Raw genomic sequence first — 24799 nt, forward strand, 5'->3', positions numbered from 1 at the left:
ACAATGGAAATCAGGTATAAATTACAGTGGTGGAAACCGGATCTGTTTGAATACTGCAATTGGTGTGAAATCAAACATTGCAGGAGGAATTGGCAGTGACCAAACTCTTCGTTAGCGATTCTCCACAAGAGTGATGAAAACAGAAAAGCGAAGTATTGCCCAGTCTGGTTAGCGTAAACGGAAGCTTCCAAGCGTTCCTGAGTCAATTTTGGCAATATAACTTTGTGAAAGGGACGCGAATACATAAACCGGAACGAAATGCAGCGGGGAAAGCTGGGTTCCATGAGCCTGCCGGCAAAGCAAATGATTGGCAGGCTCTTTTTACCATAAGGATTGATCCTGGAACCGCAAATTGTCGTCGACCAGGAGTAGAGGAGTAAACCCCGGGGATCGACGACACGGAATATTCTGATAGTTATTTTGGAAGTTGGCATAGTTATTGGATTCTTTGTTTTTGAGGCAAAAAACAGGCAAGTAAAGAGGAATTTTGGATAATTTATAGAATGGCTTAATAGCGGCACTTTTTGGGGTTTGGATCGTACCTATGAGGAATTGAAACTTATAGCACTGTAATCAAAAAATATCAACAAACTGAGTTTGGATCGTACCTATGAGGAATTGAAACCACCTTCTTTGTGGAGTATGACACGGGTCGGGATGAGTTTGGATCGTACCTATGAGGAATTGAAACCGCTTCACTTCTATTTGAAATGCTTTCCCTTCTTGTGTTGTTTGGATCGTACCTATGAGGAATTGAAACAAAGAACAAATTAAACGGTTAGGCGGTATCCTTAAGTTTGGATCGTACCTATGAGGAATTGAAACTTTACGATACCGCGTACCATTCGAAATTGGCGGAAGGTTTGGATCGTACCTATGAGGAATTGAAATCATCCTGTGAGTTTTCGTTGTCATGCAGATGCTTTCGTTTGGAATGTATCTGTGAAGGGTTGGAATGACCCCATCAATTCAGGAATTTGTGCATACGCAGGTCAGTGTAATATTTATATGAATTGGATGTTCTTTGTAAACCTGAATAAAAAATGAAAGTTTAATTTGAAAAATTGTAACATTACATTCAATAAATTGATTGACTCCTTAAAGTTGATCAACTATACTGAACAGGAAAATAAATCCAGTCTGAAATCACAGAAAGGATTTTGCGATGCGCTTAAATATTCATATTCGGCTTGAATCTCCATTGGTTTTGCCGCTCAATTACCAGGAAGTGCTGCAAGGTTTTATTTATAACCAGATTCCGGACAAGACGTATTCTCATTTTCTTCATGACCATGGTTATCTGTATGGGAAACGGAAGTTTAAACTGTTTACGTTCAGCCGGTTGATGGGGCAGGCAAAGGTGAATCCCAGGCGGAGAGTGATCCGCTTTGAAGAGGAATTGAACTGGCAGGTCAGTTCCTGTTTGCCGAAATTCATCCAAGAATTTGGTCAGAGTCTGCTCATGAAGGATTCTTTCCATCTGAACGGACAGCCTTTCATGATTGATGAGCTTCACTACGACACGGTTACCGTGGATCAGCCCGTGTGTACGATCCGGATGCTGTCGCCCATTACGGTACATAGCACGTTTGTATCCGGCGACGGCCATAAAACCACGCAGTATTTCTCGCCGCATGATCCGGCCTTTGCCCACCTGATCAATGAAAACCTTGCCAAAAAATATTTTGCTTATTACGGGGAACCCATCAGGGGAAATATCCGGATCACGCCGGTTCGCGTAAGCCAACGGGACAAGGTTGTCACCCGCTTTAAAGGCTTCATTATCGAAGCATGGAACGGATTGTACCAGCTGGAGGGAGATCCGAAAGCCCTCACATTTGCCTGTGCCGCGGGCCTGGGAGGAAGAAATTCGAGCGGATTTGGAATGCCGGAACTCAGGAGGTGATGTTTGTGAATTTACCACAGTTGACGGCACAAATCGGTAAGACGGCCAGAAAAGAGATCGGTGATTCCAGTGAACTGGCGATGCTGGTAAAGCCGGTTAATATCGAGGCGGATCAAAAGATGATCCTGTTTATGACTCTGGATCTCGACCAGCAGGAAATACGTTTTGAAGATCCAGTGCCATATTCAGATAAGGCGCCATACCAATACAACTATTTCGGCAATAACTCCAGGGCAGGCATGCAGTACTATGTCACCCGTGAAGGTTCCTCCTCGCATTATTTGCTGAAATCGGCGTTCAGCGATTTGTATCTGGTTCTGAAAAAGCACGGGTTGCATGACGAGGAACTGGGCAGATTGCTTGTAGAAATGAAAGAACTCCGGTTCATTCAGCTGGGCAGCAAAAAAGGGGCAGGAACTGTCAACCTGGATTTGATCAAAGGAATTCCCAAAGCCGTACTGGACGATAAGAACCATATTGTCATCGACGGGATGGCTAAAAAAGCGGAAGACTTTCTTCGCCATGTATTGGAGTGGGAAAACAGAGATACCAGATTTGCCCTGGTGGTTCCCAGGGTGGTTCATCATCAGGAAATGATGATTCTGTCACAGCACCCGGATTACCTGACAGTTGTCAAAAAGGAACAGAACCTTGAGGGAACGGGCAGAAAAAATTCCGAGAAATATTGCTATGTGTGCCATGAAAAGAGAACGGACGTTTCCAGCGGGTTGACCACCCGTTTCAGCGGTTCAGGAATCAATAAAATTTTTGTAACCACAACATTCAACTATGCCAAAAATATTGACAAAAAATACTATGACGACAGTTATGCCATTTGCAGTTCATGTTTTCAGGATCTGCTGTTTGGAGAAAAAAAGGTGAAAGAAAGCTTTTTTTCCCGGATTGCCGGGGAAAGGGCTTTTATTTTGCCGGAAGGAATTCTGGATGATTTCCATTATAACCGTTTGGCAGTACTGAAGCATGGAACAGATCTGTTCTTTGAGAAAGGATTGGCGCAGGACTTTGATGAAGAGCTGGAAACGGCAATGGAAGACTTCAGGAATGCCGAAAGCTATGTCGTCCATTTCCTGATTTACCGGACAGATGGAAATTCGGTTACGGTGTTGAGGACAATTGAAGACGTTCCGACAATGCAGATCGTCCAGGTTGTGGATATGCTGGGAAAACAGGCAAACCGGCTGTATCCGTATCTGCTGTCGATGTCGCTGGGATCGATCTACCGCATGATTCCTGTCCGAACCAGTAAAACCGGTGATCAACTGGATATTCAGCGGGTGCTTTCCATCTACCATGCCTTGTTTACCAAAACAGCCATTGAAGCCGATGTGCTGTTCGGATATGCGTCCGAAGCGCTGGAGAAAGGCTTCAGGGAAATACGAAAGAAACAGGGAAGACAATTTGCCAATCTCGGTTGGGAATCTTTTGCTCCCGATCAGGAAGATTTTTATTTCAGACAACTGATCATGAGATATCTCTGTCTGCTTCAAACATGTCAGGAGCTTGGACTTCTGGACCGGAACATTTTTGATAAACGGGGAGTGGTGTCAGTGGATGTATCGGGAATGACAGGCAAGGTTCAGGAAGCGGAAGCATTTCTGGAAGAGCAATCCTTTGGAAGTATGGAACGTGCCCTGTTTTATGTCGGAATGTTGCTGAGAAGTGTTGCCCGCGCACAATATGAAAAAAATCACAGGAGCAAACCGATCCTGAACAAAATATCGTTTCAGGGGATGAACCAGCGGGAAGTGATCCGGCTTTACCAGGAGATTCTGGAAAAATTGAATCAATATGACAGAATGACAATGGAAAATGAGCAGTATATCAGTCTCTTTCATCGTTACTATGGCATGCTGAAGGAAGCGGAAGCATTGACCGATCAGGAACATGTGTTTTATATCATGGCCGGTTATGCCTTTTTCCCGGCAAAGGCGAAAGACAGGAAAGCTACAGAAACGGGTGACCTGGCCTAAAGGGTTTGTAGAAACGGTTATCACAGTATTTGGGCATACCAGTTATAAGACATAAGTACATCATAAAGGAGCGAATTTCATGACAATCCAAAGAAACTGCGATTTTCTGTTCGCTTTTGAAGCATCCATGACAAATCCGAACGGTGATCCTGATCAGGAAAACAAACCGCGCATGGATTACGAGACCAAAACGGCTTTGGTCAGTGATGCCCGGCGCAAAAGGGATTGCCGTGAATTTTTCAAAGCAAAAGGGATGCCGATCTTTGTAGATACATTAAATGAACAGAAAGTGCCGATGGAAAAAATGCTCGAATATTACCGCGATCAATGGCTGGAGGACGATAACAGGATGCAGGAGCTGTTTGATGAATATCCCGAACTGAAAGAAGGCTGGGACCTGTTATCCAGGCAGAGCAAAAAAAGCTCCTATCCGGAAATCTACAATGACAAGGTTTTCAGAAAGGACAAGAAACAATTTGGTCATTTCAACAATTTGTTTACGACCGCATTGATCCAGAAAGAGCTGATTGATATCCGTTTGTTTGGAAGCGCCATGGCGGTAGATGGTGTATCCCGTACATTTACCGGTCCGGTCCAGATTACATGGGGATACAGTATGCACCCGGTCGATCTGGTGAAATCCAATACAATTACTTCGATTATGAATGATGACAACTCTACTTTCGGGAAAAAATACAAACTCCATTATGGATTGTTCATGCATTCAGGAACGATCAATAAACTTAGTGCGAAATTGACAAGAATGACGGAACGGGATCAGGAATTATTCCGTGCAGCTTTGGTACAAGGTATGTTGATGAACCAGACTGACAGCAAGCAGGGACAAACTCCCTTGTTTTACCTGGAAATTCAATATGCTCCTTCTTTTGACGGTTTCCTGGGAGATTTGCGCCGTTTTGTGAAAGTGGAATTTGATGATAAGAAACCAATCCGCTCTCTGGCTGATTTGACACTTCACGACGATGACCTGGTGGAAGCGGTCAAATATATGAAAGAAGCCGGTTATATTGACCGGATCATCGCATGGTTTCATCCCGTCTTGAAAATGCATGACATCCTTCATATCGATATCGATCAAGTGGTCGATTTGTGGGCACCGGTGGAACCTGCCAGGATTGACCGATGAAGATACTAAATTTTCACATCCGGGGAAAAATGGCACATTTTAGGAGGTATTATTCCAACTCTTCCGCCCTGTCCTATTCCGTTCCGCCGCGAACGACTCTGATCGGCTTGATCGCCGGGCTCTTGGGGTTTGAGAGAGACAGTTATTATGGAGATTTTGACCCTGAAGGGTGCCGGGTTGCAGTGGGAGTTTGCAGTCCGCAGAAGAAACTGGTGCAAACGTTAAATTTGCTTATGATCAAAAGCAGCAATGATTTAAACGGTTCCCGGCAGCACCATAGCCAAACGCCCACGGAATTAATCATACCAGCCAATATTCGCACCGGTTTTCTGGATTACGAAGTCTGGATCTGCCATCAGAACAATGACTTGATCAATACTTTGCACACCCGGTTGGAGCAGAAATACGGCTATCTGACGCAAGGTGTGTCTGCTGCGCTGGGGACGGCGCAACATCTGGGATGGGCAGAAAGCGCCAGGATCGTGGAAGGGGAAGAGGTGGCAGAGGCACAAGCCGATTTTTTTTCCATTCTTCCCGTTTCAAACGTGATAAGTTTACATCTTTCTGAATCCAGGCATCGGCTCCGCTTGCAAAAAGAAGACATGCCGATCCATTTTCACCCTGACCGCACCATCGCCGGCAAGGGCAACTTTCTGATCAACGCATCCGCAGCACCGGTCAACGCAAAAGTGAAAACCGCTGTCCGTTTGTCCGATGAACGATTTATTACGTGGATGGAGGATTAATTGGATGTCTGACCCAAAAGCATATTATTCCCATTATGATCAAGTCACGGGAAAAGGGAAGAAGCTGGAACAACATTTGCGGGAAGTGGCAGAGGCGGCACGGGACAGTGTGCCGCCTTCCCTGGATTTTGACGGGATTGATTGCTGGCAGGTAAAAACATTGCTGCAATGGCAGGCCCGGTTTCATGACCTGGGGAAATACACTGATTTTTTCCAGAAATATCTGCTTGAAGGCCAGTATTCCAGCTTTCAAAATCACGCGCACATTTCAGCGCTGGCACTCTATGGTTACCTGAAAGAGAGGACTGCTGCTCTTGGCATCGACAGAAAAACCAGTGAGGTTCTCTGTTTTCTGTTTTATGTAATGGTTCGCAGGCATCACGGCAGCTTGACGACAGAGGGGCTGTTCCGCCGGGAAGACTTGCCGCGAATGAAAAGGGAATGTAATGCCCAGGCGAACAGTCTGCTGGAAAGAAAGGAGGTATTGTCCGACGCGGTTCACCTTTCAGAAAAGGAGACAGAACAGCTTTTGCTGGATTTGCCGAACCTCCTTGAAAATAAAAAATTCACCCGGAGTATGAGAAGAATCCGGATGAATTACGCTCATGAGCGTTGGTATTTTTTTATGATCTATTGTTTTTCCCAGCTCGTAGACAAGGATAAATCGAGTGCTGCAGACTTGAGGCGAAGAAACCGGTCGGCTTTACGCTCTGAGCTTGTATCCGGTTATATTGATTTGAAAAGCAAAGGCCAACATTCAAACATGAATCAAAAAAGAGAACAGGTGCGCCAGACAGTATTGCATCGGATTGACAACTTGAGTGATCGGGAGATCAGGAACATACGCATCTTTACCCTTACAGCGCCGACCGGGATCGGGAAAACCCTGACTTCCATGCAGGCGGCTTTCCGGCTCAGTGAACGGTTGGAGAGCATCTATGCCTATAACCCCAAAATTATTACAGCGATTCCATTTATCAATATTATTGAGCAGACCAAAAAAGATTACGCCGAGGTATTGAAAGACGAGGGTCTCTTAAATATCCACCACCGTTTGGCAGATAAACGTCTGGGGAAAGACAGGAGCGGGAAACAGGAGATTCCGATTGAAAAGGCCATGCTGGAGGTGGAATCGTGGGAAGGCGATGTCATTCTGACCACGTTCGTCCAGTTCTTTCAGTCCTTGTTTACGGGGAATAATGCCCGATTGATCAAGATAAACAAATTGGCCGGAAGTATTGTTATTTTGGATGAGGTCCAATCCATTCCCGAGAAATATATGCCTCTGGTGGGGGCAGCGTTGATGAAACTGTCACAGTATTTCGGAACCCGCTTTATATTGATGTCGGCAACCCAGCCCTATCTGTTGGAAATGGGGCAAAAGTTGCTTGAACAATGCGCTTCTGAATCCGCAAACGGTGCTGTAAACGGCCTTGACGTCAAATCTTTATCCCTGCTACCTGATTATGCAGATTATTACAGGTTTCAGGCCCGGACCAAACTGGTTCCATCCTTCCGGCAAGTATTGGATACGGATACTTTTATCGATTTTTTCGAACAGACCTGGGCCGGAAGATCGGCGGTGGTTGTGGTCAACACGATTCAGCGTTGCATCGATATCTATTCCATGATGAAAGACAGGTTGGGTGGAGAGGCGTTTGTCTGTCATCTTTCTACAAATCTGGTTCCTAAAGAGAGAAAGCGGGTTATCAATGAAGTGAAAGCAGCCCTGGAAAGCGGAGAAACCGTCATTCTGGTTTCGACACAAACAATCGAAGCGGGAGTCGATCTGGATTTTGAGGTAGGTTACAGGGATTTGGCCCCGCTGGAATCGATTGTGCAGACGGCAGGACGGGTGAACCGCAACGGCAATCTGAAAAGGGCAGACGGAGAGACCGAGGCGTGTCCCGTGTATATCGTCCATCTGGAAAAGGATCATCAATGGATCTACCAGTTGCATCATATGGATTGCACCAAAAGACTGCTGCAACAGTATGGCGAAATTGCCGAACCGGATTATTTGCAAATTATCGATACCTATTATCGCCAGATGGCTAACTGTCTGTCTCAGGAATCGATCGATATATGGGAAGAAGGAATCATGAAACTGGATTTCAGCAAGGTGCAACAATTCCAACTGATCCCTGAAGATCAGCAGGCAGTGGACGTATTTGTCGAATTGGACGACGATGCCGAAAAGCTTGCAGACGCCTACGAAATGATCCGTTCAAGTGCTGCTGGAATCAATCATGAATTGTTGGAGGAAGTTACGGGCGAAAAGGTTTCACCTGAATCTTTGTCCCCGTTTCGGCGGAAGGCGTTAATCCGCCTGATTTTGGGCAGGATGGGTGAATACATGGTTCAGGTACGATACCAGAGATTGCAGAAAACAAGGCCTCTGTCTTTCTCCGAACGGGGAGGCGTAGAAAGCTCTTTTTACTGGGTTCCGCTGGATCAGTTAAGTGACTTTTATGATATCGAGACAGGTTATGGCGGGACAGAAGAAGCGCGGATCTGGTAGCGGCACAAGCAGGAAGGTGGAGAACATGATAGAAGTGACCGGAACGCATGTCTGGTATTATTTTATCTGCCGGCGGGAATTGTGGTTGATATCCCACCAGATTGCCGCTGACCAGGATGATGAATATCTTGATCTCGGGCGCTTTATTAACGAAATCACTTATAAGAAAAGCAAACGGGAATTATTGATCGGAAACATCAAGGTTGACCGGATTCGAAGAGAAGATGGGACACTTGTAATTGGAGAGGTGAAAAAATCTTCCCGATTCATGGAAAGTTCCCGCTATCAACTGCTCTATTATTTGGATGTATTGCGAAAAATGGGTATAGAAGCAAGGGGGGAACTGCTTTTTCCTGAAGAAAAGCACAGGGAAATCATCGAATGGACTCCGGAAGCCAAACAGAAGCTTGACCGGTCCATTGCAGACATTCGCCGCATTGCGCTTCAGCCTGTTCCTCCCAAACCGGAAAAAATCAAATATTGCCGTAAGTGTGCATACCGGGAATACTGCTGGGCGGAGGGGTAATATGAAAAAAACATTATATATTTTCAAGTCTGGCCAGTTGCGTCGCAAAGACAACAGCCTGTTCTTTGAAACCTCCGAAGGACAGCGCAAATTCATTCCGGTGGAGGACACCAATGACATTTATATTTTTGGTGAAGTTGATGTGTCCAAACGCTTTCTGGAGTTTGCGTCACAAAAGGAAATTTGCCTGCATTATTTTAATCATCACGGTTACTATGTCGGAACATTTTATCCGCGTGAACATCTGAATGCCGGCCATGTGATTGTCAAGCAAACCGAACATTACATCGATGAAGAGAAAAGATCGGCCCTGGCCTGCAAGTTTGTTCAGGGATCGATCAGCCAAATGATAAGGGTATTGAAATATTATCATTCCAGGTTGAATAATGGGAAAGAAAAAATCAATGAAATTGTCCGGCAATTGGAAACGGAGGCCAAACGCCTTCCCGAAAATGGGAAGGTGGAGGAAATCATGGCGGTGGAAGGGCATGTCCGGGAGCTCTATTACAGTGCTTTTGATGCAATCATTAACAATCCCGACTTTCTGTTTGAAAAGCGTTCCCGGCGCCCGCCGTTAAATCGGCTGAACGCACTGATCAGCTTTGGAAACATGATCTGCTATACAACCGTTTTGAGCGAGATTTACAAGACTTATCTCGATCCCCGCATCGGCTTTCTGCATACAACCAACTTCAGGCGTTTTTCTTTAAATCTGGATGTGGCGGAAATATTCAAGCCAATCGTAGTGGATCGGTTGATCTTTTCATTATTAAATAAAAAAATGATCCAGAAAAAGGACTTTGACAAACATTTAAACGGGATTCTTTTGTCTGAATCGGGACGAAGAATATTTGTATCCGAAATGGATAAACGCTTGAAAACCACGGTTAACCATCGTCACCTGGGCAGGTCTGTTTCCTATCGGAGGATGATCCGTCTTGAAATTTACAAGATCCAGAAACACATCCTGGAAGAAAAAGAGTATGAACCCTATCAATCCATGTGGTAAACCGGTTGATATCCGGCTTACAATAAGGCGGGTGAAAATGGATTGTTTGTGATACTTGTGTATGATTTTGCACAAAAGCGGGTAAACAAGGCGCTGAAAATAAGCCGTAAATATTTGCACTGGGTACAGAATTCCGTATTGGAAGGTGAAATCTCCAACGCTAACTATATAAAGTTGAAAAGCGAATTGGAGATGTTGATGAATCCTGAGGAAGACTCTGTTATTTTATACACCTTTCGCTCAAACAAATATTCCAGGCGGGAGGAGATCGGATTGAAAAAGGGTGGAGACGAAAATATATTGTAGCAGGATGTTTGGAAAATGAGTTGTCGTCGACCCCCAGTAGAGGAGTAAACCCGGGGGATCGACGACACTGAATATTCTGATAAAATCTCTGAAAACCAGCTTAATAGCTGGCTTTTTCATTTTTTAGAGCAAAAATAAATCTGTAAAGAGGAAAATTGGACAATTTGTAGAATGGCTTAATAGCGATACTTTTTGGGGTTTAGATCGTACCTATGAGGAATTGAAACGATCGTCGATGAGCGCATTCCATTGAGTAGTGCCGTCGTTTAGATCGTACCTATGAGGAATTGAAACATGTGCGTGAAACAGCGAGTGAAGCTTGGCTAACATTGTTTAGATCGTACCTATGAGGAATTGAAACTCATCACCTGAAACGGTTTTTCTTTCTTCAATGTCGTTTAGATCGTACCTATGAGGAATTGAAACCATTTCCAACGATAAACCACTTCTTTTTTTTCATCGTTTAGATCGTACCTATGAGGAATTGAAACCTGTCAGAAATTGCAGTTCGTTTCGCCCCGCAATACGGGTTTAGATCGTACCTATGAGGAATTGAAACAAAGTGAGACGGGCCAGGATTGAGGACAAAAACGCTGTTTAGATCGTACCTATGAGGAATTGAAACTTATGTACATGTACATGTGCTTACTCGCGGAAGTATTGTTTAGATCGTACCTATGAGGAATTGAAACTGGATGCTGACGAACAAGTCGGCTCCCTTGTTGTTGTTTAGATCGTACCTATGAGGAATTGAAACAACAATGATGCCAACACCTATTTTGAAACATACGTACTCCGTTTAGATCGTACCTATGAGGAATTGAAACAATTTTACTACAATATGAACATATGTTCTTATGTTATTCGTTTAGATCGTACCTATGAGGAATTGAAACTCGGACAATAAATCGAGCGCAACGGACAGCGCAGGGTTTAGATCGTACCTATGAGGAATTGAAACAAGATCCATCTTTTAAGAAAGATTTTGATGATGACGGTTTAGATCGTACCTATGAGGAATTGAAACTGCCGTGCTTCGTCCCATACGCCGTTGATTCCATATTTCGTTTAGATCGTACCTATGAGGAATTGAAACACATGGAAGAAGTTGATCGAGTAATAGAACGAGCTGCCGTTTAGATCGTACCTATGAGGAATTGAAACTCGCGTCCGCGTCGTAATAATACCGCTGTGACTTCGACAAGTTTAGATCGTACCTATGAGGAATTGAAACTCGGATGATATGATTCTGTTTCATCCAACTCCGGCATGTTTAGATCGTACCTATGAGGAATTGAAACAGGAGAATGAAAAGATAATAGCGTATCTGTCGAAGGAGTTTAGATCGTACCTGTGAGGAATTGAAACATTTTGCCTCTCGGTTTTTCTTCCGGGCTTTCTGGTGTTTAGATCGTACCTGTGAGGAATTGAAACACGGTTGTTCACGTGCGGGCATCCCATCAACAATGAGTTTGGATCGTACCTGTAAGCAATTCAACAAAAAGTCATTACTGCAATAGCGTCCGCACGGGACAGATTAATGTTCAGATCATCCATATGAAAAATAACGGGGTATGGTGTAAAGAGGTTGTCAAATTTCCATAACAAGTCAAACTTGCCTGGCAGGGGAAACTCCCCTGTTTTTTTATGCATTTTTTGCCGAATCAATTGGACAATTTGTGTTGTTCCATATGATTGTAAGCGCTTTAACGGAGTGATAAATTGGAATTACGGAGGGAGCGAAAGCAGATGCTGAATCCCAGGGCCTCCAAAATATTAAACAGGCTGTATGCGGAGAGTGATTACACTTCTGTCAATGAGCTGGCCGGGTTTACGAAATCCTCTAACCGGTCGGTCCGATACAACTTGCAAAAGATCGATGAGTTTCTGGTGAAAAACGGGCTTTCCCCGTTGCAAAGGCATCACTTAAAGGGGGTCAGGCTGGATAAAGACGAGAAAACGGTGCAGTTTTTGGCCGATTATTTCAGGAAGGAAAGCCCTTATCAAAGAATTTATTCCAGAGAAGAGATCCGGCTGTTTATGGTACTCAATCTGTTGATTCATCAAAAGGAATTTCCCATCTCCTTTTTTGAGACCACGTTGAATGTGTCCAGAACGGCGGTTATCAATATTCTGTCAGAATTAAAGACAGATCTGGCAGGAAAAGACATGCAACTGAACTGGGCAAAAAGGAAAGGCGTCTTTGTGACCGGCAATGAAAGTGCGATCATACTGGAATTTGCAACTCTCTTTTGCAAGAGGCTGAGTATGAATGAATTCTACAATTATATCGAATTGGGGAAAATGCCTACCGGTTTTAACGGTTTATTGTTCAGGCATATTTTTGGCAAAGAAGATTTGCAATACATCAGGGACCTGATTTTGTTTCTGGAAAAGGAGTTGAACTGTACCTACGATGACAGGTCGTTTTTGATTCTGTCCATCTATTTCATGCGTTTGATCAGCCAGGCCAAAAACAATACGGACGTAACTGAGAAAAACATTCCGGATCAGCCGGCCGACAGGCGGATCTGCCAGATTTCCGAAACCTTGTTAAAGAAAATGGGCGAAAGATATCCGCAAATTCCGGCGGATGAAAAGGAAACTGCCTATCTGATGTCCATCATTTCAAGTATGAAGATGGTGAAAACCCTGCAAAATTGGCCGGAGAATAATGCGGAATTCGCCGACAGGCTGATCGGCAGCATCGAAAGGATTTACCGGATCTGTTTTCTGGAACACACCTGGGAATTGAAGAAAATGCTGGTGCAACATATTGCACCCATGATGAACCGGATTCGGTTTCATATCACCTTGGAAAATCCGCTTTTTGACGAAATTGTCCAGAACCATGGGCAGCTTTTTGCCAACGTAAAAACGGTTTGCAAGGACATCGGAAAAGAATATGGCATTACGGTCAATGATCAGGAGATCTCCTATTTAACCATTTATTTCGCAACCATGATGAAGAAAATAGCAAAAAATGAAGAGTTGCCCGGAATATTGGTCGTTTGCATTGAAGGGGTGGCCATTTCCAAATATTTAGCTGCATCCATCATGAAACTGTTCCATATCAAACAGGTGGACACCATGCCCATCAGAGAGATCAACGATTCCACCATTAAAAACTATGATTTGGTTATTACCACCGTGGACTTGCCCAATCTGGACAGCAGGAAAGTCATCCGGGTCAACAGCATCCTTACCCGGAAGGATATGGAGAAATTAACCAGCAGGCTCAATCTGAACTTTGGTAAACAGACGCGAAACCATGTGGCCAAAGTGGAAAGGCTTGTAAACGTAATTCGGGAATCCTGTGAAATCCGGGATTTGTACAAACTTCAATATGACCTTTTGCTCGAGTTGCTGAATGAGCAGGAAAAGGAAGTTTGCCAACCGGAGGCAATTCTCAGATTAAAATTTACCAGGGATGAAATCAAAATTCGCGAACAGGCAGCAGGTTGGAAAGAGGCGGTTTCCAATGGAGCGGATCTCCTTTTGCAAAAGGGATATATCAAGGAAACCTACAGAAACAGAATTATCCGGAACCTGGAAGAATACGGCCCGTATATGTCTGTCGCCCCCGGGGTGGTATTGGCCCATGCCGGGCCGGATGACGGGGTGGTGGAAAATTCGATGAGCCTGGTTACCCTGGAAAACGGGGTCGACTTTCATGACCGTTTTTCCGTCCCGGTTTCGGTTATCATCACATTGGCATTGAAGGAGACCCATGGGCATTTGAATACCGCTGAGGAAATAATCAAGCTGGCAAACAATCAAAATCTCGTTGATCGAATCATCCATTCCTTGAGCAGAAACGAAGTATATGAACTGGTGATGAAGTCACTGCAACTTCCTGGGGGGAATAACTTATGAAACTGGTTGTTTTGGGAGGAGGAGGCGTCCGGTCTCCGCTATTGGCAAAATCATTGACTTTGCGTGCCAAAGAGTTAAATATAAATGAAATTGTTTTGATGGATCATGATCCGGAGAAACTGAGGATTTTTGGTGGTATCTCCGACTGTGTGGCAAGTGCCATCGATCCCGGTATTCATTTCTGGACCACGACTCATGCGGAAGCAGCGTTCAGGGACGCCCACTATGTGATCACCACGCTAAGGGTAGGGCAGGACGAAGGCAGATATATGGATGAAAAATTGGCGCAAAAGTATGGGCTGATTGGCCAGGAAACGACAGGGGTTGGCGGATTTGCCATGTCGCTCCGCTCTATCCCGGTGCTTTTGGATTACTGCCGGCTCATCAATCAATGGGCCGACCCGAATGTGATCATTTTCAATTTTACCAATCCGTCAGGCCTGGTCACCCAGGCATTGCGCAATGCCGGATATGACAATGTGTATGGCATCTGCGATGGTCCGACCCATTTTATCCGGACACTTGAACAACTTTTCAATGTGTGCCATGGGGAACTGGATGTTACCTGTTATGGATTGAATCATTTGTCCTTTTTCAGGGATGCCAGGCTGCACGGCAAACCGGTCATGGATGAACTGCTGAACTATCCAGGATTATATGTGAATACCGATATGCGGTTGTTTGATAAAGAGTTGATATCCATCCTGCACGATGAATTGCCAAATGAATATCTGTATTTCTATTTCTACCGGGACAAGATTGTTCGCTCTATCAAGGCACATGGCGGTGCCAGGGGGGAATTGATCAGGGATATCAACAGGCGGATGATTGCGGAAATCAATCAGGTGTCTGATCAGGACCCGGATAAAATTTTCGATATCTATATCAGGCATATGGTGGAACGGGAAACGAGCTATTTTGCCATAGAATCCGGGAAAACAAGACCGGAACGATTCCCGATGCCCACTTTGCAGGAGTTTATCCAGTTACCGGATGAAGGCGGATATTCCGCTATCGCCCTGGACTTTATCAAGGCGTATCACAGTGGAAAAAAAACAGTGATGCCGCTTATGGTTCCCAACAACGGGGCAATTCCGGAATTAAGAGATGACGATATCGTTGAAATTACATGTGAAATTGAAAAAGGCGCCTGCCGGCCGAGAAGCATTGAAAACATTCCTGAATTGCAAATGCACATCATCAGGACCATAAAGAGATTTGAAAGATTGACCGTGGAAGCGATTCATGAAAAAAACCGGTTGAAAGCCATTGAAGCCTTGCTGATTCATCCCCTCGTCAACTCCTATTCCATTGCCGTAAAACTGGTTGACGAACTCCTGGAAATGTACAGCGAATATGTCGGGCATTGGAGCTGATTCATGGTGGATATCGAGAGGGTTACCGATTACGGGGCTTTGTCGGAACGTCTGGCCGCTGAGGTTTTAAGCTGTATGCTCGATTCCGGAGAAAATCTCATTTGCCTGCCATCCGGGGACACCCCATTGGGGGCTTTTAAAATCATTGCATCGAAACTTTCCGGAAAATCAAATCGCCTGAATTTCAAACTTGTCGGATTGGATGAGTGGGTTGGGATGGGCCGGGATACAAAAGGGAGTTGCCAATCCTGTATGTTTGAACATTTATATAAACCATGTGCTATCGGCAGGGATAAAATCATCGAATTCAATGCCCAAAGCACTGATTTGGAAATGGAATGCAGGAAGATGGACCGTTTTATCGCTGAAAATGGCCCGATCGATCTGGCTGTTCTGGGGATTGGCATGAATGGCCATTTGGGACTGAATGAACCGGGGACAAGCTTCAGTCAATCTTCTCATATTGTCCCTTTATCGGAGACAACAAAAAAAGTGGCCCAAAAATATTTCCCCGAACCGGTGGAACTGGAAAAAGGGATTACTCTGGGACTCAAACACTTTTTGGAAGCGAAACGGTTAATCCTAATTGCGTCAGGCAAGCAGAAGGCGGAAATTGTCAGAAGAATTATGGAGGAAGAAGTTTCGGAACGCATTCCTGCCACCATCGCAAAAATTCACCCTGACAGCACATTGCTCATTGATCATCATGCCGCTTCAGCGTTACAGGAGGAATAATCATGAACACAGAAAAAACGGGAGTAACCAGCAGTGAGATGAAACTTGAAGAAATCTGTTTCCAGATCATCGCCTGTTCCGGAGAGGCACTTTCCCTGTTGATGGAAGCGTTGAAAAAATGCCGGGGCCATGACTATGCGGGAGCAGAGAAAAGCATTGATAAAGCTTCGGAGTTGTTAAACCAGGCCCATCATGCGCATACCCAATTGCTGGCAAAAGAAGCGGGCGGGGAAAAAATCGGGTATTCCGTCCTGTTGACCCATGCCCAGGATAATATGATGAACACCCTTTTGGCCAAAACATTTACGGTGGAGATGATTGAAATGTATAAAGCATTGAAGGGTTGAAACGGGCAAGTTAACAGCCAACATAAATCAGGGCTTTCAAAGGAGGAGTAAAAATTGGATTTGCCAAGACTGCATGTGTTACTGGTCTGCAATTTGGGTGCTTCTACCGGCATCATGGTTGCAAAAATGCGTGAAATTGCGCAAAACAGCAAAGCCCTTGCAAATACCGATGTAAAAATTGATGCAAGGCCGGCCGGGGAATTGCGGGATTATGTGACGGAGTATGATGTGGTATTGATTGGGCCGCAAATCAAACATTTGTATGATAACCTGAAAAAGATTTGCGATCAGTATGAAAAGCCCATCGCCATTATCAGCACCGAGGATTACGGGATGGTTAATGGAGGAAATATCCTTAAACAGGCTCTCCGTCTGGTACTGGGCAATCGTTCCTGATCAGTTTGGATTTTATGCGCCGATAAATGAAATTGCCGTTGCAGGTTGGGTTTTCAGCTTGCGGGACAGCCGTTTTCGTTTCTGTAAATTTTTTTATGCGCTGGAATTAAATGAATTTCATGCTTTTGAAGGGTTTGTCAAACTTCGACTAATTCATTCTGCTATGAATGGGGGAGGATCAGATGAGTGAAAGAGCCGATGGATTTGTTCAGTTTCTGGAGAAACATTTGATGCCGGTCGCCACAAAAATTGAAAACCAGCGCCATATTGCCACCATCAAAGACGGCATGATCAGCCTGATGGCGATCCTGATGGTTGGGTCCATTTCATTGATTATCGCCGGATTGGGCAATTTTTTTCCCGCAGGCAGCACCGTTCGCAATTTTTTTATGGATCATTCTGCGCTGTTTAATTTGCCGTTCAATTTTACCTTTGGCCTGTTGGCCATTTACAGCGCCATATCCATCTCATACACCCATGCAAGAAGATTGGACATTCCTCCGCTTCATGCCATCATCGGCGGCGTTTTGGCCACTGTCATTCTATGTGGAAGATATGTGGATGGACAGTTTGATTTTGCATTTCTTGATTCGAGAGGATTATTTGTGTCGATTTTTGCTTCCATGTTGACCGTCGAAGCGATGAAATGGCTCGTTGAAAAAAAAGTAACCATCCGGATTAAAGGATTGCCTGATATGATCGGGAAAACGTTTGAGGCCATCCTCCCGTTGTTGATCATTATCATTGCAAGCGTGGCTGTCAACCAAACGGTCATTTCCTTATCAGGCGGGCAAATTTTGCCGGAAGTGTTTACGACCATGTTTGCCCCCGCGGTAGACGGAATTGACAGCTATCTGGGCGTATTCCTGATTTCCCTGTTTGAAATGCTGTTCTGGTTTCTGGGATTAAACGGTTATGCCATTATTGTCGGTTTCACGCTGCCGTTTATGACCCATTACCTGGCAGAAAACGCAGCCACATTTATGGCTGGCGGCGTGCCGCAATTCATTTTTACGGAAAACTGGTGGGGCTACTTTCTGGCCTGCACAGGCTCCGGATTGACCGGCGCCATTGCGATCCTGGCCTTGTTCAGCAAGTCGAAAACCTTGAAAGCGACCGGAAAAGCAACCATTATTCCCGCATTTTTCAATATTTCTGAACCGGTTGTCTACGGGTTGCCGGTTGTGTACAATCCGTATCTGTTTATTCCGTTTGTATTTGGTACCCCCATTTTGGGCCTGTTCACTTACTTCATATTTGATATGGGCTGGGTCAGAGCACCGATTGCCAGCGTAGGCGGCATGCCGACACCTGCTGCCCAATATCTGGTGACCCTGGATTGGAAAGCAGTCTTGCTTGTTCCGCTTATTCTTGGCCTTGCCGTCCTGATGTATTATCCGTTCTTCAAAATCTATGAAAAATCCGTCCTGAAGAAAGACCAGGAAGAAGCGGCGGCCAAAGCCAAGGAAAAAGATGTGCTGGAAGGGTTGGACCTGGATTTTTGATCGAAAACGCTTAAAAGTGGATTTTCTTGAAAAAGCCAGGCAAATGTCTTTTGCCTGGCTTTTTTTGTCAAATAGTGAATCCGGAAGAAAGAAGCTTACGTCCTTAAGAGAGGTATCACCGATGGTAATGGCGGCAAAAGAAGAAGCCGATAAAGGCTTGCTGATTGGGGGATGCATATCATTTCAGTGTGGCTGATTTTTTTGTATTTTAATTGAGAAATGTTAAATATCGGAATTTCCCGCTTATAAGATTTTATTGCAAAAAAACTTCTTTATCCGAATCGTGTTTCATGAATTTACTCAATATGAATCGAGAGGTCGCCCTTATATTTCTCCAATCTGGCAACTTCTGAAGAAGTTCCCTCCAGTGACCCGGGTTAATACTTTGCACGATAAACCGGGGGCTTTCATGCTTGCCCCTCTAGCCGTGCAAACTTCCTTCCAACAGGGGGCGAGGGCGACAGGGACCGACCGGGATTTGGATCAGGCTGGTTTTTCCTAGCGCATTCAGCTTATAGATCTCATCACACGAGCTCACATCAAATCCGAGGAGCGGATGCCCTCCTATCCCGATGGCGGACGCCGCCAGCAGCAGACGCTGTACGAGCATGCCCGCTTCCATCTGTTGGATGCGATATCCTCTGTACCCCAGTGCCGTTTTCAGGTGATCCTTGTCCCCTGCCACATGCAGGCAGAGCGGCACTTGAAACAGATTTACATTGTGCAAAAACATTCCCTGTTGCAGGCAGAGCCGATGATCTCCGGGACGGATCCTCTGCAATGCATGATTGGCGCTGTCATAATGGTAAGCACCATCCGGAATGCCTTCCACGCCATACAAACAGCCATACAGTGAGACACGGGACTCGGGCTTTTTCCGGACTCCGCCCAAATCGTTTCGATACGGGAAGGAAGTGGCAGCCTCTTTGAGCAGAGTGGCCAGTTGCTGCTGGCTTACCTTGCCCAAAACAAAATCCGTCCCTGGTGAATGCCGTTTTCGGCAGACCGACGCCAGATCATACGATAACCGGTCCACGTGTGGCAGAGGTATTGACTGACTCCCACAGTTAATGTTCATCTTCCCCGCGAACTGCCGGAACGATTGAACTGATTCCAGCATGGATGCTTCGTTCATCTTGATCAGCATCGGATACTCCTTGACCCTGAGCGACCGGACATAGTGATCATGCTGAACTTCTGTCAGCTCACAGCACAATTCGGCGGCATTGACATCCCCGTCAACGTCATTCCTGTAATTAAACCAATTGGTTGCCGGCTCCACCGACAGCGGAATAACTGCATACACGCTCTCTTCTTTTTCGGATAGCCCGAGCAGATGGTTAACAGCCTGATCAAGAAACTGGAAGTACACCCCCGATTCGAAGCCAAACCTTTTCGCCACTTCCAACAACTGCCCGATCAACACACCGGCATCCAGCCCTTGCAGACGGTAGGCAAAGTTATTGTATTTAAAGAAGTTTTTCCAAAACATGGTCGACACAAAAACAGTACCAAAACAAGCCGACATGTCACAGCGATTGCCAAGAGCCCGGGCAAGATATGAATCAAAATTGCCTTCGCGCAACAACACCAGGCGATGGTGTGCCACATCATAATGGTACACCCCGGCAGGTAAATCCTCTATTTTCAGAAACATATATAATTCGTTTGGATACAGCGACCCGCCAGAGGGAGCATACCGCCGTTTCAACTGTGTCAGGCCCATCGCTTGTTCCGAATCCGAGGTATAGACTGACTGGCAGAATTGAGTGATTCCGTATACATACCAGAGAAAATGACCGATTCCGCGAAGGTCAGGTTTCACGGGCGTTTCCCGACCTTCGAGTGTCAGCGGTACTTCCGGAGAAAGCGGAATCACAGGCAAGCCACGGTAAAGCTTATACGCAAGTGGTGCGTCTTCCCAATCTACCTCCCAGCCCGGCGGCTGGATCTTGTCGATTTCAAAATGCAAATTGTGAAGAAATGCCTCCAGGTTCATCTTTTTCCCTCCCAGGCACACTTATGGAAACGGATGCGGATGTGGATTGAGTTGTTCAATCGTCAGCGGCTCTTTCGCATACCCGAGTTCCACGGGTACCCTGAGCACCCTCTCCAGACCTGTCACACGGGTAAAGTGATATCCGAACGTCATTGGCAACATTCCAGGAATCAGCACTTTCACGCAGTGCAGTCCGTTTCGCCTGATTTCCGGCGTCGTTTGATCGACCACGATCACATCAAGGTTCAATCGGCGAAACACCTGGAGAATATCCTTTAAATCATTGGTCAGGTCCGCATGCCTTGCCATCCATTTAAATTCCTCGTCAAACGTTCGCAACGGACGATTTTCATCAAGCAGAAATTGAAGGCGCTCCTCCGATTGCGGCAAACTGTACAGCATGGAATGGTCCTCCATCTGCTGCACCAGGAACGGATCGTGAAGCATTTGCTCATATTTATCCCGGTTTGCTTCAAATTTCTCTTCAAGCATTGGCATCATGCCAGCCAACTCATGAATCGCACTTTTCACGGCCCGTACCGGGTTCAGATGAGATCCGGCCGCACAGATGATATTTGCTCCCTTTGACCGTCTGTTTTTCGCAACCGCCCAAACGCTGGGAATCCCGTTCTCCATTGTCGCGTTAAACAAATACAGATCATATCCCGTCACCGCTTTTAAACGGTTGATCATCAAGTGCAATTCCTGGTTGTTGGCAGAACTTGGGTCAAGGCGGGGGATCGGCAGTTGCGCGTACCAGGTCATCAGGAATGAATCGCGTTCCACCACTTCCAAAATGCCGTAAAAAATGGCCTCCACCAGACTTCCGCCTAACGCGCATCCGTTGGAGGTTTCATACACAAAGCCATCCTCACCACAGCCCAGGCAGTAATAGGCGAGCAACTTCGGAACCAGGATCGGACGCTCCTTTTGAAACGAATATCCCCATACCCAATCGATTGGGCGGTCAGGATCAAACGGTTTGAACGGAAAACCAGGCCGGGCATACTGTTCCTTTGCGTGCACCCCGACCTTGACAGGGTCAAGGGCTTGATCTGCGAGATTGCGGTAACTGTCGCGGATCACGGTCCGTTTGTCACGGGGTGTCAGACCGCAATACCGCTCCAGACCCTCCAAAATGGCAGTTAACTCGCTCTCTCTATAGGAATGAGTCCGGCCTGCTGTTCCCTCATCCGCCGTGAGCAACGGAAGATTTACACTCGCATCGGCAAACGGGGACATGAGGTCATGCATTTTCCCGTTCAGAAGACCAGTCCGGCAATCCAGATAGTCTTTAACCAGAACTTCTTTCAGGTCATGCATCGAACGGCAGCGGTAACTGTCAGCGCTGATCTTCAGACTTGGGGAAAGCGTTATTCGGGCTGCTATCGGTGAATCATCGGGCAATTGGCCGCAAACCGGACACTCAGGATCGGGCAGAAAGAAATGACGTGAGCTTTTCAGCGTTTTCAGGTTGATCAAAAACACCCTCCCTTCCAGGTGGGCTCGTCTTCCTTGCAACACCCTCTGTGCCTCCGCTGTGAGCAGGTGAGCCATCTGCAATAGTCCTGTACGAGATGCCCACGCGTCATGCGAAATTCCCCCGTTCGCCGCCAGCCTCTGTTGCAGCTCCCACATCTCCTTGCGGTCAATTCCCGCCATCAGGCGTCGCCTGTCCGCGCACAGGGAGCACCCCGGTGTGCCTGAACGAACCAGCGGTCCGATCACGCCCTCGCCAAATGCAACAAAGCCGCGCAGCCAAGGGATGTTGACCGGCTGAAACACTTCTTCCACCTTATGATGAACGGAGGGTTGCCAGGCATCGTGCAACACCAGAGCCAAATCCGCCACTTCCGGTACGCCTGCCTGTAAATCCGTCTGACGAACGACGTGGCATTTGGTGGACAGTTTTTCAGATACGAAGTCTGCCAACAACCCTTCTCCGACTACTACCACGACAGAGCTCACCGAGATTCCTCCTCTCGTAACAACACACCAAACACTCCTGCCAGTTCCTCCTGCAAAAACGGTTCCAGTGCCAGATCCAAGACCAGGAGCTGCTTGTGGTTCCGTTTCAAGACCTGCAAGGCGGACTGCAAGACTTCCCATTGTGCTGTTTCTTCACATGCGGGGATCACAAGGCTTTGCGGCACCTTTTCTTCCAGAATCACGGTTGATGTCTCTAACGCTTGTGTTGTGAGGAATGTCGCCTGGTTTTGTGCCTTTGTCAGCGCCTGTTGCAACGCTTTCCGCAAGGCGAGTGTCACATTCAAGCCTACACTGCCATACCAGTGGCCGCTCGTACCAACCCACACCACCGGAAATCCGGATACTTCTTCCCCCAGGCCGATCATTAATGCTCCTTGCATCGTGGTCAATACCTGCAAATAATACTGGCAGCGGTCATCTTCTACCGCACTCAGCTGTACACGAAAGACAGGGGGCTTCCGATCCTGACGCTTGCCCAGTTCCTCTGCCAGACATTTTTGCAATCCGCGGCAAACGCCTTCTGCAACCGTTTGTCCCGCTCCGACACCGACAAATTCCTGCGGTTCTGCCATTCCATCTTCGATGAGAAGTCCGACCGTTCTCGATACATATGCTTCAATCCCTGCCAGTCCCGCTTCCCGCCGCACTTCCATATGCGTCAGACCTGTACAGACAATGTCCGGCAACAGCTTGGCCGGTCCCTCCGACAACGGGTTGGCCGCCTGAACGCGGCACTGAGCCAACGGAAGTTGCTTCAGATTCCCTTCCTCCCAAAAATGAAAAATCCCTGATACTGGCGATGTCAATAGACTGAAGTAACGAAACAATTCGTTCGACTCTTTCCTGTCCGCATTCTGTTCGAGCAGAGAATCAAGATCCTGAACCCATTTGGTTGTTGCATGCCCGGTCACCAACGGATGGGGCAGAAACGAATGCCAGTTTCCTTCCAACGTCTCCAGATCCAGCAGGAAGAATTTATTTTTTTCTTCTGATTCGGTCATCCCTGTAACCGTTTTAAACAATTCAAATGTGATCACATTGGCCAACATCGCTCCTGCTGGAGAAGAGAAGGTGTGCAACTGCGGGTCTTTGCAAAGCGCGGATTTGTGTATACGGCGCCACGCCGACTCCCAACATCCTTCAGAATCCGGATGTACCAGTGGACCCGCCAGCCCCACTTGTTGCAGGCACATGGCGGGAAGCAATATCTTCTTTTCTTCCCTGCAAACCGCATGAAGTACCCGCAGTTCCTCGACGTTGCCCTCCTGGGACACATACAAAACCGCATCGAATGGCTGTACAGCCTCCCGCCAGAAATTCACCCCCTCTTCGTGCGGAGTGACTTCTTCCAGCGCCACCTCGGGGTCTGTTCGGCGGGCATGGGACGCCAGTTCCGCCAGTCGCTGCCGGTTGGTCTGCATCGAATCCGTGATCAGCATGTGGAACCGGGGCAATCCGGATTCAAGCAAGGCTGCAACCAACGAGACAAAAAAAGGACCAGAGCCGACCGCCAACACTCTGGTCTGACGATAGGACTGAAAGCGGTATGCGCCTGAGCCGTCAAAACTGTCCAGGAATTCAATTTGGGAAGCATACTTTTTGAGAATCTCATCCGGCAATTGATGCGGACAGTCCAGGCTTATGTCGCGGACAAATCCGTTTTGGTACAATATTTCCGCAATCTGATAGACCTGGTTCCGGTGTTGATCTGGTAATCCGTCTGTCAAATCCTCCAATGTGTATTCCCCGTTGAACAGAGGTATCAGTTTTTCAATCCACTGATCGATCGTTCTGCCTTCCATGCGGAACGAGATGGAGTTGTTCCGAAAATACACACCGCCGTCGGGATCAGGTAGAAAAAACGTGTCTCTTTTCACTTTCAGACGCATCGAAGGATTCAAATTTGCCATTATGCTCCTCCTTACCGTGAGCTGTTTTCAAATTTGCACCATCACGATGGTATTTTATGTATTGAGATTTGTCCTTTATGGCTGTTTTTATAAAAGAGAAGCACCCTTGCCAATCAATATATCTGTGCAAGGGTGACCTTTTTCTCAGACAGCTATGGTCTTCACCAGCAAACGATTCATGAATTTAACCGCGTCGGCAATTACCACAACGAGCGCACCGGAAACAATTAAAGCACTGGAAACAATTAAAACATTGGAAACAAATGAAGCATTGGAAGCAATTGAAGCACCGGAAACAATTAAAGAATTGTCGACCAGCGCATTGTTGAGCCAGAGCAGGATCGTACTGGCCTTGATTTTCCCAAGGCGTCACCTCGCCCTGTGTAAATTCATCAACACTCAGCTTTTGGAGTTCTTTTTTATATTTTTTGAAATCATCCATTTTTAAGACCTCCGTTAATAAAATGAATCGGTTGCGTCAGTTCCGTTTTCAGGAACGGGCATGAAGAACAAA

General features: G+C 46.3%; 18 protein-coding genes and 2 CRISPR repeat arrays. Of the genes, 14 read left to right on the forward strand and 4 right to left on the reverse strand.

Annotation, left to right across the window (positions count from 1 at the left end):
- Positions 1 to 529: 529 nt before the first annotated feature.
- A CRISPR array of direct repeats spans positions 530 to 891; the repeat unit is 30 nt; unit sequence GTTTGGATCGTACCTATGAGGAATTGAAAC.
- A 274-nt stretch (positions 892 to 1165) separates the two neighbouring features.
- The 14 genes from cas6 (at position 1166) to H2C83_RS09245 (ending at position 18387) form a co-directional block, all read left to right on the forward strand.
- The gene (gene cas6, locus H2C83_RS09180) at positions 1166 to 1906 is read left to right on the forward strand and encodes a CRISPR-associated endoribonuclease Cas6 (protein WP_181739979.1); all 741 of its coding nucleotides are present in this window, start codon (positions 1166 to 1168) and stop codon (positions 1904 to 1906) included.
- Between the two features lie 5 nt (positions 1907 to 1911).
- Positions 1912 to 3897 (forward strand): TM1802 family CRISPR-associated protein, encoded by a 1986-nt coding sequence (locus H2C83_RS09185; RefSeq protein WP_181739981.1) that lies wholly within the window; start codon positions 1912 to 1914, stop codon positions 3895 to 3897.
- A gap of 79 nt (positions 3898 to 3976) precedes the next feature.
- Positions 3977 to 5044, forward strand: coding sequence for a CRISPR-associated protein (locus H2C83_RS09190; RefSeq protein WP_181739983.1), 1068 nt, complete (start codon positions 3977 to 3979; stop codon positions 5042 to 5044).
- Positions 5041 to 5790, forward strand: coding sequence for a CRISPR-associated protein Cas5 (cas5, locus tag H2C83_RS09195; RefSeq protein ID WP_181739985.1), 750 nt, complete (start codon positions 5041 to 5043; stop codon positions 5788 to 5790). The genes H2C83_RS09190 and cas5 overlap by 4 nt, the downstream gene beginning before the upstream one ends.
- Positions 5791 to 5794: 4 nt before the next feature.
- On the forward strand, positions 5795 to 8311 hold the full coding sequence (gene cas3 / locus H2C83_RS09200) for a CRISPR-associated helicase Cas3' (RefSeq protein WP_181739987.1): 2517 nt from the start codon (positions 5795 to 5797) through the stop codon (positions 8309 to 8311).
- Between the two features lie 25 nt (positions 8312 to 8336).
- Positions 8337 to 8837 (forward strand): CRISPR-associated protein Cas4, encoded by a 501-nt coding sequence (cas4, locus tag H2C83_RS09205; RefSeq protein ID WP_181739989.1) that lies wholly within the window; start codon positions 8337 to 8339, stop codon positions 8835 to 8837.
- Between the two features lies 1 nt (position 8838).
- Positions 8839 to 9846 (forward strand): type I-B CRISPR-associated endonuclease Cas1b, encoded by a 1008-nt coding sequence (cas1b, locus tag H2C83_RS09210; protein WP_181739991.1) that lies wholly within the window; start codon positions 8839 to 8841, stop codon positions 9844 to 9846.
- Positions 9847 to 9888: 42 nt separating this feature from the next.
- Positions 9889 to 10152 carry a CRISPR-associated endonuclease Cas2 gene (cas2, locus tag H2C83_RS09215; RefSeq protein ID WP_181739993.1) on the forward strand — a complete coding sequence of 88 codons (264 nt, stop codon included), beginning with the start codon at positions 9889 to 9891 and terminating at the stop codon, positions 10150 to 10152.
- Positions 10153 to 10349: 197 nt separating this feature from the next.
- A CRISPR array of direct repeats spans positions 10350 to 11586; the repeat unit is 30 nt; unit sequence GTTTAGATCGTACCTATGAGGAATTGAAAC.
- A 315-nt stretch (positions 11587 to 11901) separates the two neighbouring features.
- Positions 11902 to 14028, forward strand: a complete 2127-nt coding sequence (locus tag H2C83_RS09220; RefSeq protein ID WP_181739995.1) for a BglG family transcription antiterminator — start codon at positions 11902 to 11904, stop codon at positions 14026 to 14028.
- The gene (locus tag H2C83_RS09225) at positions 14025 to 15404 is read left to right on the forward strand and encodes a family 4 glycosyl hydrolase (RefSeq protein ID WP_181739997.1); all 1380 of its coding nucleotides are present in this window, start codon (positions 14025 to 14027) and stop codon (positions 15402 to 15404) included. The genes H2C83_RS09220 and H2C83_RS09225 overlap by 4 nt, the downstream gene beginning before the upstream one ends.
- A 3-nt stretch (positions 15405 to 15407) precedes the next feature.
- On the forward strand, positions 15408 to 16139 hold the full coding sequence (locus H2C83_RS09230; RefSeq protein WP_220184091.1) for a glucosamine-6-phosphate deaminase: 732 nt from the start codon (positions 15408 to 15410) through the stop codon (positions 16137 to 16139).
- Between the two features lie 2 nt (positions 16140 to 16141).
- A complete protein-coding gene (locus H2C83_RS09235) occupies positions 16142 to 16486 on the forward strand; it encodes a PTS sugar transporter subunit IIA (protein WP_181739999.1) in 345 nt (114 codons plus the stop codon).
- A 54-nt stretch (positions 16487 to 16540) separates the two neighbouring features.
- Positions 16541 to 16882 carry a PTS sugar transporter subunit IIB gene (locus tag H2C83_RS09240; protein ID WP_181740001.1) on the forward strand — a complete coding sequence of 114 codons (342 nt, stop codon included), beginning with the start codon at positions 16541 to 16543 and terminating at the stop codon, positions 16880 to 16882.
- A 182-nt stretch (positions 16883 to 17064) separates the two neighbouring features.
- Positions 17065 to 18387 (forward strand): PTS sugar transporter subunit IIC, encoded by a 1323-nt coding sequence (locus H2C83_RS09245; protein WP_181740003.1) that lies wholly within the window; start codon positions 17065 to 17067, stop codon positions 18385 to 18387.
- A gap of 421 nt (positions 18388 to 18808) precedes the next feature.
- Here the strand turns inward: H2C83_RS09245 and H2C83_RS09250 are convergent, their stop codons facing one another.
- The 4 genes from H2C83_RS09250 to H2C83_RS18560 all read right to left on the reverse strand — a co-directional run bounded on the left by H2C83_RS09250 (position 18809) and on the right by H2C83_RS18560 (position 24727).
- A complete protein-coding gene (locus H2C83_RS09250) occupies positions 18809 to 20386 on the reverse strand; it encodes a SagB family peptide dehydrogenase (RefSeq protein ID WP_181740005.1) in 1578 nt (525 codons plus the stop codon).
- Positions 20387 to 20407: 21 nt separating this feature from the next.
- Positions 20408 to 22354: a TOMM precursor leader peptide-binding protein gene (locus H2C83_RS09255; protein ID WP_181740007.1), complete on the reverse strand. Its 1947-nt coding sequence runs from the start codon at positions 22352 to 22354 to the stop codon at positions 20408 to 20410.
- On the reverse strand, positions 22351 to 24285 hold the full coding sequence (locus H2C83_RS09260) for a putative thiazole-containing bacteriocin maturation protein (RefSeq protein ID WP_181740009.1): 1935 nt from the start codon (positions 24283 to 24285) through the stop codon (positions 22351 to 22353). The genes H2C83_RS09255 and H2C83_RS09260 overlap by 4 nt, the downstream gene beginning before the upstream one ends.
- A 184-nt stretch (positions 24286 to 24469) precedes the next feature.
- Entirely contained in the window at positions 24470 to 24727 is a 258-nt protein-coding gene (locus tag H2C83_RS18560) for a heterocycloanthracin/sonorensin family bacteriocin (RefSeq protein WP_181740011.1), read from the reverse strand.
- Positions 24728 to 24799 lie beyond the last annotated feature (72 nt).

This window comes from Thermoactinomyces mirandus (assembly GCF_013868055.1).
GTDB classification, from domain to species: domain Bacteria; phylum Bacillota; class Bacilli; order Thermoactinomycetales; family Thermoactinomycetaceae; genus Thermoactinomyces; species Thermoactinomyces mirandus.

Bases quoted from the DNA above. Each gene is read 5' to 3' on its own strand.
- cas6 (WP_181739979.1), top strand. From the start codon at position 1,166: ATGCGCTTAAATATTCATATTCGGCTTGAATCTCCATTGGTTTTGCCG.
- H2C83_RS09190 (WP_181739983.1), top strand. From the start codon at position 3,977: ATGACAATCCAAAGAAACTGCGATTTTCTGTTCGCTTTTGAAGCATCC.
- cas5 (WP_181739985.1), top strand. From the start codon at position 5,041: ATGAAGATACTAAATTTTCACATCCGGGGAAAAATGGCACATTTTAGG.
- cas3 (WP_181739987.1), top strand. From the start codon at position 5,795: ATGTCTGACCCAAAAGCATATTATTCCCATTATGATCAAGTCACGGGA.
- cas4 (WP_181739989.1), top strand. From the start codon at position 8,337: ATGATAGAAGTGACCGGAACGCATGTCTGGTATTATTTTATCTGCCGG.
- cas1b (WP_181739991.1), top strand. From the start codon at position 8,839: ATGAAAAAAACATTATATATTTTCAAGTCTGGCCAGTTGCGTCGCAAA.
- H2C83_RS09220 (WP_181739995.1), top strand. From the start codon at position 11,902: ATGCTGAATCCCAGGGCCTCCAAAATATTAAACAGGCTGTATGCGGAG.
- H2C83_RS09225 (WP_181739997.1), top strand. From the start codon at position 14,025: ATGAAACTGGTTGTTTTGGGAGGAGGAGGCGTCCGGTCTCCGCTATTG.
- H2C83_RS09230 (WP_220184091.1), top strand. From the start codon at position 15,408: ATGGTGGATATCGAGAGGGTTACCGATTACGGGGCTTTGTCGGAACGT.
- H2C83_RS09235 (WP_181739999.1), top strand. From the start codon at position 16,142: ATGAACACAGAAAAAACGGGAGTAACCAGCAGTGAGATGAAACTTGAA.
- H2C83_RS09245 (WP_181740003.1), top strand. From the start codon at position 17,065: ATGAGTGAAAGAGCCGATGGATTTGTTCAGTTTCTGGAGAAACATTTG.
- H2C83_RS09250 (WP_181740005.1), bottom strand. From the start codon at position 20,386: ATGAACCTGGAGGCATTTCTTCACAATTTGCATTTTGAAATCGACAAG.
- H2C83_RS09260 (WP_181740009.1), bottom strand. From the start codon at position 24,285: ATGGCAAATTTGAATCCTTCGATGCGTCTGAAAGTGAAAAGAGACACG.
- H2C83_RS18560 (WP_181740011.1), bottom strand. From the start codon at position 24,727: ATGGATGATTTCAAAAAATATAAAAAAGAACTCCAAAAGCTGAGTGTT.